This is a genomic window from Streptomyces graminilatus, assembly GCF_001418565.1.
GTDB lineage: Bacteria > Actinomycetota > Actinomycetes > Streptomycetales > Streptomycetaceae > Streptomyces > Streptomyces graminilatus.
Genome location: NZ_LIQQ01000556.1, coordinates 1 through 9,552, shown reverse-complemented (window position 1 = coordinate 9,552; position 9,552 = coordinate 1). Strand labels below are relative to the sequence as shown.

General features: G+C 69.9%; 10 protein-coding genes. 5 read left to right on the top strand and 5 right to left on the bottom strand.

Annotated features, from left to right (window positions below; all coding sequences use genetic code 11):
• Nucleotides 1-169: 169 nt before the first annotated feature.
• From AOK08_RS36420 to folE, 5 genes are all read left to right on the top strand, one after another.
• A complete protein-coding gene (locus AOK08_RS36420; RefSeq protein ID WP_055534025.1) occupies nt 170-1,303 on the top strand; it encodes a zinc-dependent metalloprotease in 1,134 nt (377 codons plus the stop codon).
• 190 nt (nt 1,304-1,493) lie between these two features.
• Complete coding sequence (tilS, locus tag AOK08_RS36415; RefSeq protein WP_055534023.1) at nt 1,494-2,549, top strand: tRNA lysidine(34) synthetase TilS; 1,056 nt, start codon at nt 1,494-1,496, stop codon at nt 2,547-2,549.
• A 70-nt stretch (nt 2,550-2,619) separates the two neighbouring features.
• Entirely contained in the window at nt 2,620-3,180 is a 561-nt protein-coding gene (gene hpt, locus AOK08_RS36410; protein WP_055534017.1) for a hypoxanthine phosphoribosyltransferase, read from the top strand.
• A 233-nt stretch (nt 3,181-3,413) separates the two neighbouring features.
• The gene (gene ftsH / locus AOK08_RS36405; RefSeq protein ID WP_055534015.1) at nt 3,414-5,450 is read left to right on the top strand and encodes an ATP-dependent zinc metalloprotease FtsH; all 2,037 of its coding nucleotides are present in this window, start codon (nt 3,414-3,416) and stop codon (nt 5,448-5,450) included.
• Nucleotides 5,451-5,596: 146 nt separating this feature from the next.
• On the top strand, nt 5,597-6,202 hold the full coding sequence (folE, locus tag AOK08_RS36400; protein ID WP_055534013.1) for a GTP cyclohydrolase I FolE: 606 nt from the start codon (nt 5,597-5,599) through the stop codon (nt 6,200-6,202).
• Nucleotides 6,203-6,291: 89 nt separating this feature from the next.
• Here the strand turns inward: folE and AOK08_RS36395 are convergent, their stop codons facing one another.
• From AOK08_RS36395 to folP, 5 genes are all read right to left on the bottom strand, one after another.
• The gene (locus tag AOK08_RS36395; protein ID WP_055534011.1) at nt 6,292-6,777 is read right to left on the bottom strand and encodes a DUF3180 domain-containing protein; all 486 of its coding nucleotides are present in this window, start codon (nt 6,775-6,777) and stop codon (nt 6,292-6,294) included.
• 59 nt (nt 6,778-6,836) lie between these two features.
• Nucleotides 6,837-7,448: a 2-amino-4-hydroxy-6-hydroxymethyldihydropteridine diphosphokinase gene (gene folK, locus AOK08_RS36390; RefSeq protein WP_055534009.1), complete on the bottom strand. Its 612-nt coding sequence runs from the start codon at nt 7,446-7,448 to the stop codon at nt 6,837-6,839.
• Nucleotides 7,445-7,804 (bottom strand): dihydroneopterin aldolase, encoded by a 360-nt coding sequence (gene folB, locus AOK08_RS36385; protein ID WP_055534007.1) that lies wholly within the window; start codon nt 7,802-7,804, stop codon nt 7,445-7,447. Before folB ends, folK begins: the two co-directional genes overlap by 4 nt.
• A 271-nt stretch (nt 7,805-8,075) precedes the next feature.
• Nucleotides 8,076-8,606 carry a nuclear transport factor 2 family protein gene (locus AOK08_RS36380; protein ID WP_055534005.1) on the bottom strand — a complete coding sequence of 177 codons (531 nt, stop codon included), beginning with the start codon at nt 8,604-8,606 and terminating at the stop codon, nt 8,076-8,078.
• A complete protein-coding gene (folP, locus tag AOK08_RS36375) occupies nt 8,603-9,499 on the bottom strand; it encodes a dihydropteroate synthase (protein ID WP_055534004.1) in 897 nt (298 codons plus the stop codon). The genes AOK08_RS36380 and folP overlap by 4 nt, the downstream gene beginning before the upstream one ends.
• Nucleotides 9,500-9,552 lie beyond the last annotated feature (53 nt).

Below are 9,552 nucleotides of genomic sequence, written 5' to 3'. Positions count from 1 at the left end.
TGTGGGCAGTCGTTCCGCAGGACGATGGGGGTCCCCCCCCCGGTCGAGCGAAGCCGAGACTGGGGGAGGGTGGGCACAGCGGACAACGCCGGGTGCCGATCCAACAAGCCCCGGCCCCGCCGACCTCGCCACCCTGCCCCAGGCGGAGCCGCTCCCGTACGGTTGACGCATGACGAGCATCGGTGGTGCCGCATCTGCTGGGATGGTCGACTGGAATCTCGCGGTGGCGACCGCGACCCGCCTTGTCCGGCCGGGCCCGGAAGTCAGCCGTGACGAGGCCCGGGCCATCGTCGCCGAGCTGCGCCGGCACGCGAAGGCGTCCGAGGAGCATGTGCGGGGCTTCACCCGGATGGGGACAGACGCCGCCCACGACACCCCCGTACTCGTCGTCGACCGCCCCGGCTGGGTGCGGGCGAACGTCGCGGGGTTCCGCGAGGTGCTCAGGCCGCTCCTCGACAAGATGCAGGACCGGCGCGGGAGTTCACCCGGCGGAGCCGTCCTCGGCGCGGTCGGCGGTAAGGTCACCGGCGTCGAACTGGGGATGCTGCTGTCGTTCCTGTCGTCCCGTGTCCTCGGCCAGTACGAGACCTTCGCCCCGGCCACCCGCGAACTCCCGGCGGGTGCGAACGGCGGCGGCCGGCTGCTCCTCGTCGCGCCGAACATCGTCCACGTGGAGCGCGAACTCGACGTACAGCCCCATGACTTCAGGCTCTGGGTGTGTCTGCACGAGGAGACGCACCGGACCCAGTTCACCGGAGTGCCCTGGCTGCGGGACCATCTGGAGGGCGAAATCCAGTCGTTCTTGGCGGAGACGGACGTCGACCCCATGACCTTCCTGGAGCGCATCAGGGAAGCCGCGCAGTCCCTCGCGGGCGGGCGGCCGGAGGGCGAGGAGGACGACGGCGGGCGTTCCCTGGTGGAGCTGGTGCAGACACCGGCCCAGCGGGAGATCCTCGGCCGGCTCACCGCGGTCATGTCCCTCCTGGAGGGACACGCCGACTTCGTCATGGACGGAGTGGGTCCCGCCGTGGTGCCCTCCGTCGCCGAGATCCGGGAGAAATTCCAGCAGCGGCGGGCCAAGGGCGCCTCGCGGCTGGATCTCGCGCTGCGCAAGCTGCTCGGCCTGGACGCCAAGCTCAGGCAGTACCGCGACGGCGAACGGTTCGTCCGGGCCGTCGTCGACCAGGTCGGCATGGACGGCTTCAACCGCGTGTGGACCTCCCCGAACACGCTTCCTACAAAGGCCGAGATCGCCAAACCGGCGGACTGGGTCGCGCGGGTGCACCGCAGGACTGACCGGTGAGTCCATGGATCACGTGGTGAAGGAATCAGGCCGACGGCAGGTGAACGCCCCTCCAATCACCCGTCCGAGGGACCGTGAGGCACGAGTAGGCGTGCAATGCTCGGGGAACGCCCCGTTTCTGTCACCATCTACACACTCTGAGTGACCGAAGTCGGCTCACCCCCCGAAAACTTCATGAAGGGAACCGGACATGGGTCCCCATCCTGCGGTCGCGGCGATACGCCTGGCGGTTCGCCGCGCACTCCACGACATCCTGACCGCCCACACCCCGACCGACACACCGCGTCAAGGCATCCTCCCAGGCTCCACCACCCCCGGCGAGTCGGCCCCGCTCGTCCTCGTGGCGTGCTCCGGCGGCGCCGACTCCATGGCGCTCGCCTCCGCACTCGCGTTCGAAGCGCCCAAACTCGGCCTGCGCGCCGGCGGAGTCACCGTCGACCACGGTCTGCAGCCCGGCTCCGACCTCCGCGCCGACGAGGTCGTCCTGCGCCTGACCGAACTCGGCCTCGCCCCGGTCGAGTCGATCGCCGTCGCCGTCGGCCGTGCGGGCGGCCCCGAGGCCGCCGCCCGCGACGCCCGCTACGACGCCCTGGACGCCGCCGCCGAACGCCACGGCGCCACCGCGGTCCTCCTCGGCCACACCCGCGACGACCAGGCCGAGACGGTACTGCTGGGCCTCGCCCGCGGCTCCGGCATCCGCTCCCTGTCCGGGATGGCGGCCGTCTCCGGGCGGCCGGGCGCTCCCGGCCGCTACCGCAGGCCCTTCCTCCAGCTCGACCGGCAGACCGCCCGCAAGGCGTGCATGGTCCAGTCCCTCCCGGTCTGGGACGACCCGCACAACGCGGATCCCGCCTACACCAGGTCCCGGCTGCGCCACGAGGGACTGCCCGCCCTGGAGAAGGCCCTCGGCAAGGGCGTCGTCGAGGCCCTCGCCCGCACGGCCCAGCTCTCCCGCGACGACGCCGACGCCCTCGACACCTGGGCCCGCCAGGCCGAGGCCTCCGTACGGGACACGGCGGGCCTCCTGGAGTGCGCCAAGCTGTACGCCCTGCCGCCCGCCGTACGCCGCCGGATCCTGCGCAGTGCCGCCATCGAGGCGGGCGCTCCGGCCGGTTCGCTGTTCGCCCGCCACATCGAGGAAGTCGACCGGCTGATCACCGGCTGGCGAGGTCAGGGAGCCATCAATCTCCCCGGCCGGGTCGTCGCCCAGCGGCAGGGTGGCAGACTGGTGATTCGGCAAGGCTGAATCCCACCCCCTCCTCGGAGCGGGGCAGGGGTCGGTGAGCCGGGCGAATGGCGACGGGCGACCGAAAGTGATGCGGGTGGACGCGAAAGACATGGGTGCCGACCTCAAGTCGGTACTCATCACCAAGGAAGAGATCGACGCGAAGCTGGCCGAGCTGGCCGCGAAGATCGACGCGGAGTACGAGGGCAAGGACCTGCTGATCGTCGGCGTGCTCAAGGGCGCGGTGATGGTCATGGCCGACCTGGCCCGGGCGTTGTCCACCCCGCTCACCATGGACTGGATGGCCGTGTCGTCGTACGGCGCGGGCACCCAGTCCTCCGGTGTCGTGCGGATCCTCAAGGACCTCGACACCGACATCAAGGGCAAGCACGTCCTCATCGTCGAGGACATCATCGACTCCGGGCTGACCCTGTCCTGGCTGATTTCCAACCTCGGCTCCCGTGAGCCCGAGTCGCTGAAGATCTGCACCCTGCTGCGCAAGCCGGAGGCCGCGAAGGTCGCCATCGACGTGGAGTGGGTCGGCTTCGACATCCCGAACGAGTTCGTGATCGGCTACGGCCTCGACTACGCGGAGAAGTACCGCAACCTCCCCTTCGTCGGTACGCTCGCGCCCCACGTCTACGGCGGCTGAGCGGGGCGTTCGCACCAGGTGCTCCTGCGGCTGCTGCGCCAAAGGGCCATTTCTGTGGGACGTTCGGGAACCCCTGCGGGCTCCGCGCCGTTGGAGCATGCGTAGACGGGATTGCCAGCCCGCCCGTGCGCCTTCGGGTGACAATGCTGGGGTACCGTCCGAAGAGCAGTCTTAGAAAAGTCTTTGTCAAACTCACTATGGCAGGAGGGACGGGGCGGCACCGCTCCGTATGGATGGACGTGAAGCGATACTTCCGTGGGCCGGTCATGTGGATCGTGCTGGCCGTCCTTGCCGTGGTCGTGTTGATGCAGGTCGTCGGCTCGTCCGGCGGCTACAAGACGGTGGACACAGGCCAGGTCGTCCAGGCGATCAACGACAACAAGGTCGAGCAGGCCAAGATCACCACCGGTGACGAGCAGGTCATCAAGGTCCAGCTCAAGGACGGCCAGAAGGTCGAGGGCAGCTCGAAGATCCAGGCGAGCTACATCGGCGATCAGGGCGTCAACCTGGCGAACACTCTCCAGGACAAGTACCAGAACAAGCAGATTCCGGACGGCTACACGGTCTCGCCGACCAAGCAGAACGCCTTCGTCGGCATTCTGCTGTCGCTGCTCCCCTTCGTTCTCATCGTCGTCGTGTTCCTGTTCCTGATGAACCAGATGCAGGGCGGCGGCTCCCGGGTCATGAACTTCGGGAAGTCCAAGGCCAAGCTCATCACCAAGGACACCCCGAAGACGACGTTCGCCGACGTGGCGGGCGCGGACGAGGCCGTCGAGGAACTCCACGAGATCAAGGAGTTCCTCCAGGAACCGGCCAAGTTCCAGGCCGTCGGCGCCAAGATCCCCAAGGGCGTGCTCCTCTACGGGCCTCCCGGTACGGGCAAGACGCTGCTCGCGCGTGCCGTCGCGGGCGAGGCGGGCGTTCCGTTCTACTCGATCTCGGGTTCCGACTTCGTCGAGATGTTCGTCGGTGTCGGTGCCTCCCGGGTCCGTGACCTCTTCGAGCAGGCCAAGGCGAACGCCCCGGCGATCGTCTTCGTCGACGAGATCGACGCGGTCGGCCGCCATCGCGGCGCCGGCCTCGGCGGCGGTCACGACGAGCGCGAGCAGACGCTCAACCAGCTCCTCGTCGAGATGGACGGATTCGACGTCAAGGGCGGTGTGATTCTCATCGCCGCCACGAACCGTCCCGACATCCTCGACCCGGCGCTGCTGCGCCCCGGCCGTTTCGACCGCCAGATCGCGGTCGACCGCCCGGACATGCTCGGCCGTCTGGAGATCCTCAAGGTTCACCAGAAGGGCAAGCCGGTCGCCCCGGACGTCGACCTGTCGGCGGTCGCCCGCCGTACGCCGGGCTTCACCGGCGCGGACCTGAGCAACGTCCTCAACGAGGCCGCGCTGCTCACCGCCCGCACCGACAAGAAGCTGATCGACAACCTGTCGCTCGACGAGGCCATCGACCGCGTCGTGGCGGGCCCGCAGAAGCGGACCCGGATCATGTCGGAGAAGGAAAAGAAGATCACCGCGTACCACGAGGGCGGACACGCCCTGGTCGCGGCGGCCTCCCCGAACTCCGACCCGGTGCACAAGATCACGATCCTGTCCCGCGGCCGGGCCCTCGGTTACACGATGGTGCTCCCGGACGAGGACAAGTACTCCACCACCCGCAACGAGATGCTCGACCAGCTCGCCTACATGCTGGGCGGCCGGGCGGCGGAGGAACTGGTCTTCCACGACCCGACCACGGGTGCCGCGAACGACATCGAGAAGGCCACGGCGACGGCCCGCGCGATGGTCACGCAGTACGGCATGACCGAGCGCCTCGGCGCGATCAAGTTCGGCGGCGACAACACCGAGCCCTTCCTGGGCCGGGAGATGTCGCACCCGCGCGACTACTCGGAAGAGGTCGCCGCGCTCGTCGACGAAGAGGTCAAGAAGCTCATCGAGAACGCGCACAACGAGGCCTGGGAGATCCTGGTCGAGAACCGTGACGTGCTCGACGCGCTGGTGCTCCAGCTGCTGGAGAAGGAGACGCTGAGCAAGGAGCAGATCGCCGAGATCTTCACTCCGATCATCAAGCGTCCGGCCCGCCCCGCGTGGACCGGCTCCTCCCGCCGTACGCCGTCCACCCGCCCGCCGGTGCTCTCCCCCAAGGAGCTGTCGCTGACGAACGGGGCCAACGGCTCGGCGCCGGTGATCACCGCCAAGACCGGAGCCGTCGAGGCCGTCCCCGCGACGGAGTCGGCGCCGGAGGACCGCACCGAGAGCTGACCGGCTCTCCTGCCCCTCCCGCCCGATCGGGCCCGGAATGGATGCCGCGCCTCCCAGGATCTAGCCTGGGGGGCGCGGCATTTCGGTATGTCCGCACGTGCGACGTGTGGTCCACACGCGTGACAGGGACAGGAACGAGGCACCAGATGACCGACCCGGTGACGCTGGACGGCGAGGGCACGATCGGCGACTTCGACGAGAAGCGGGCGGAGAACGCCGTACGCGAACTGCTGATAGCGGTGGGCGAGGACCCCGACCGCGAGGGGCTCAAGGAGACTCCGGGGCGGGTGGCACGGGCGTACCGGGAGATATTCGCCGGGCTGTGGCAGAAGCCGGAGGACGTGCTCACGACGACGTTCGACCTGGGGCACGACGAGATGGTGCTCGTGAAGGACATCGAAGTCCTCAGTTCATGTGAACATCACCTCGTGCCGTTCGTCGGGGTCGCGCACGTCGGGTACATCCCGTCGGCCGACGGCAAGATCACCGGGTTGTCGAAGCTGGCCCGGCTGGTGGACGTCTACGCCCGTCGGCCGCAGGTGCAGGAACGACTCACCACGCAGGTCGCCGACTCCCTGATGAAGATCCTGGAGCCGCGTGGGGTGATCGTCGTCGTCGAGTGCGAGCACATGTGCATGTCGATGCGGGGGGTGCGGAAGCCGGGGGCGAAGACGATCACCTCGGCGGTGCGGGGGCAGTTGCGGGATCCGGCGACCCGTAATGAGGCGATGAGCTTGATCATGGCTCGCTGAGTCGCTTCGCCGGGGGCCGGTGCGTTGTGCGTTGTCCGCAGGTCCGTCGTGGCTGGTCGCGCAGTTCCCCGCGCCCCTTTGGGGCGCGCCTACGCGGCCGGCGCCGTGCCCGCGTTGGTGTCGTCGTCCTCCGGGAGTTTGCAGACCCGTTCCAGGAAGAAGGCCGCCGCTACGACGGCGATGCCCGCCAGGACCGAGAAGCCGGCGTAGATGGCCTGGTCGCGGCGGGCCGGGATGTCCAGGGACTCCAGGAGGAAGACGCCCGTGCCGCCGTACATCCCGGCGACCAGGGCGGCCACCAGGGCGCTGGCCTGGCCGAAGACGACCGCGCGGGCGGCCATCAGCGGGTCGACGCCCTTGGCGCCGGGGCGGCGTTCGCGCTGGGCCTTGAGGCGGGCGCGCAGGGAGAGGGCCGTGGCCAGCAGGACCACGGCGATCAGGGCGAGGACGATGGGGGCGGCCAGCGGGACACTGGGCAGCGTTCCCACCGCGCTCCACAGCCGGGCGCCCGCCCAGGAGAGCACTCCGGCGACGACGAACACGCCGGCCAGCATCTTGACGCGCAGCTCTCTCACGGTGCCCCTTCAGCTCCCCTGACCGGACCGCCGACCCGCGGTCGTCATGACCTTAACGGCTACTCCGGCAACTGGAGTTCCAGGTCGGCGCGGGGCGCGACACCTTCCAGGGTGACGGTCTCCAGGAGCGCGGCCACCGGGCCACGGCCGGGCAACCGGGCCTCGGGGTCCACGTCGTGCCAGGGGGCGAGGACGAAGGCCCGCTCGTGGGCGCGCGGGTGGGGGAGGGTGAGGACCGGGTCGTCGGACACCTCGTCGGCGTACGTGACGATGTCGACGTCGATCGTGCGCGCCCCCCAGCGTTCCTCGCGGACGCGGTGGAAGGCGTCCTCGACGGCGTGGGCGCGCTCCAGGAGCGAGGACGGGGGCAGCGTCGTCCTCAGGACGATCACCGCGTTGAAGTACGACGGCTGGCTGCCCGCAGGGACGCCCCACGGCTCCGTCTCGTAGACGGGGGAGACCGCCTTGACGCGGACGCCGGGGGTGTCCTCCAGGGCGTCGATGGCCGCCTGGAGGGTCTCCAGGCGGTTGCCGAGGTTCGAGCCGAGGGAGATGACCGCGCGTTTCGGGTTGTGGAGGGTGGTGTCGGCGGCGTCGACCTGCCGCACCACGGAGGCGGGCACCGGCTGGACGGTCGGATCGCTGTGACTCTCGGTGAACGAGGAGGTCATACTCGGCTCCGGGTAATGGTGATGGTCACGTCGTCGAAGGGGACCGTGATCGGTGCGCCCGGTTTGTGGACGCACACCTCGACCTCCTGTACCCCCTGATGCTTCAGACAGACCTGCGCGATGCGCTCGGCGAGGGTCTCTATGAGGTCGACGGGCTCGCCCTCGACGACGGCCACGACCTCCTCCGCCACGATGCCGTAGTGCACGGTTTTCGCCAGGTCGTCGTCGGCCGCGGCCGGGCGGGTGTCCAGGCCGAGGGAGAGGTCCACGACGAAGGTCTGGCCCTCTTCCCGCTCCTGCGGGAACACGCCGTGGTGTCCGAAGGCCCTCAGGCCGCGCAGCGCGACACGATCCACGCGAATCACTCCTGCAATCGTCGTTGGCGGCCGTTTCGGACCGGATACGGTCGGTCCCGGTCGTCCCCGGTCGACCCGGGCAGCCGCTTCCGAATCTACCCGCGAGCACTGACAGTGCCCGCCCCACGAGGTACCGGTCCCTGTACTGACCGGGAGGGTTCACCGGGCGTTTCCCCGTGGGAGGTGCGGCTGCTCACGGGCTGGAAGCCGCACTTACCCCGTGTTCGTGATTCCAACCACGTCCGGCGTCAGGAGTGAGTCCCGTGGCGCGTCAGGAGGACGTGTCGTCGGGCTCGGCGCCGGTGTCGGTGCCGGTTGTGTCGTCATCGTCGGTCTCGGAGAGGACCGGGGAGGCGTGGTGCGCCCAGAGTTTCCAGCCGTCCGGGGTGCGGCGGAACACGTTGGTGGCGACGACGAGCTGGCCCACCAGCGGCCCCAGCTCGTCGCTGTCCTCGGGGGCCGGGCCGCCGCTGAGGATGTTCTCGGTGCAGGTCACCAGGGCCGTGTCGCCCGTCACGGAGACATGTACGTCGGTCAGGAAGAACTGGATGTACTCGGTGTTCGCCATGATCAGCGCGTAGGAGCGGAGCACCTCGCCGCGTCCGGTCAGCACCGGCCAGCCCGGGTGCACGCAGGAGATCACGCCGGTGTCCGCCGGGTCGTGGTACTCCTCGTCGACGCCCAGGTCGGAGGGGCTGAGCCAGAGGGTGGACAGCTCGTCGAAGTCGCCCTGTTCCAGTGCCTCGTAGAAGGCGGTGTTGGCGAGTTCGACCTGCTCGACGTCGATGTGGGGTGTGCTCACCGGGCTCCCCCGGCGTGACGGACCGCCTCGGCGCCGCGGGCCTGCTCGACCGCGCGGGCGACCCGTACGGCGTCGGCGGTGGCGCGGACCTCGTGGACGCGGACCGCCCAGGCGCCCTGGTGGGCGGCGAGCGCGGACACGGCGGCGGTGGCGGCGTCGCGCTCCCGCGCGGGCGGCGGGGCGCCCTCGGGACCGGCCAGTACGCGGCCCAGGAACCGCTTGCGGGAGGCGGCGACCAGGAGGGGGTGGCCCAGTCCGTGCAGCCGGTCGAGGTGGGCCAGGAGGGCAAGGTCGTGATCGGCGTCCTTGGAGAAGCCGAGTCCCGGGTCGACGACGATCCGGTCGGGGGCGACTCCGCCGGCCAGTACGGCGTCCACGCGCGCGTGGAGTTCGTCCACGACCTCGGAGACGACGTCCGCGTACGCGCCCTTGACGTTGCCGCCCTCCAGGAAGCCGCGCCAGTGCATGACGACGAAGGGGGCGCCCGCGTCCGCGACGACCGGGATCATCGCGGGGTCCGAGAGGCCGCCGCTGACGTCGTTGACCAGTACGGCGCCGGCCGCGAGTGCCTGTTCGGCGACCGAGGCGCGCATGGTGTCGACGGAGACGGTGACGCCCTCGGCGGCGAGGCCGCGGACCACCGGGATGACGCGCTTGAGTTCCTCGGCCTCGTCGACACGGGTGGCGCCGGGGCGGGTGGACTCGCCGCCGACGTCCACCAGGTCGGCGCCCTCGGTGACCAGGTCGAGGCCGTGCTTGACGGCGTTGGTCGTGTCGAACCAGCGGCCCCCGTCGGAGAAGGAGTCCGGGGTCACGTTCACGACGCCCATGACCGCGCAGCGGTCCCAGGCCGGGAGGCCGCTGACGCGACCGCGTCCGCTGTGGTTGTTCATGCGTTCAGCGTAGGCCCCCGGCGGTTGGGCGGGTTGTGTGGTGCGGGTGGGTG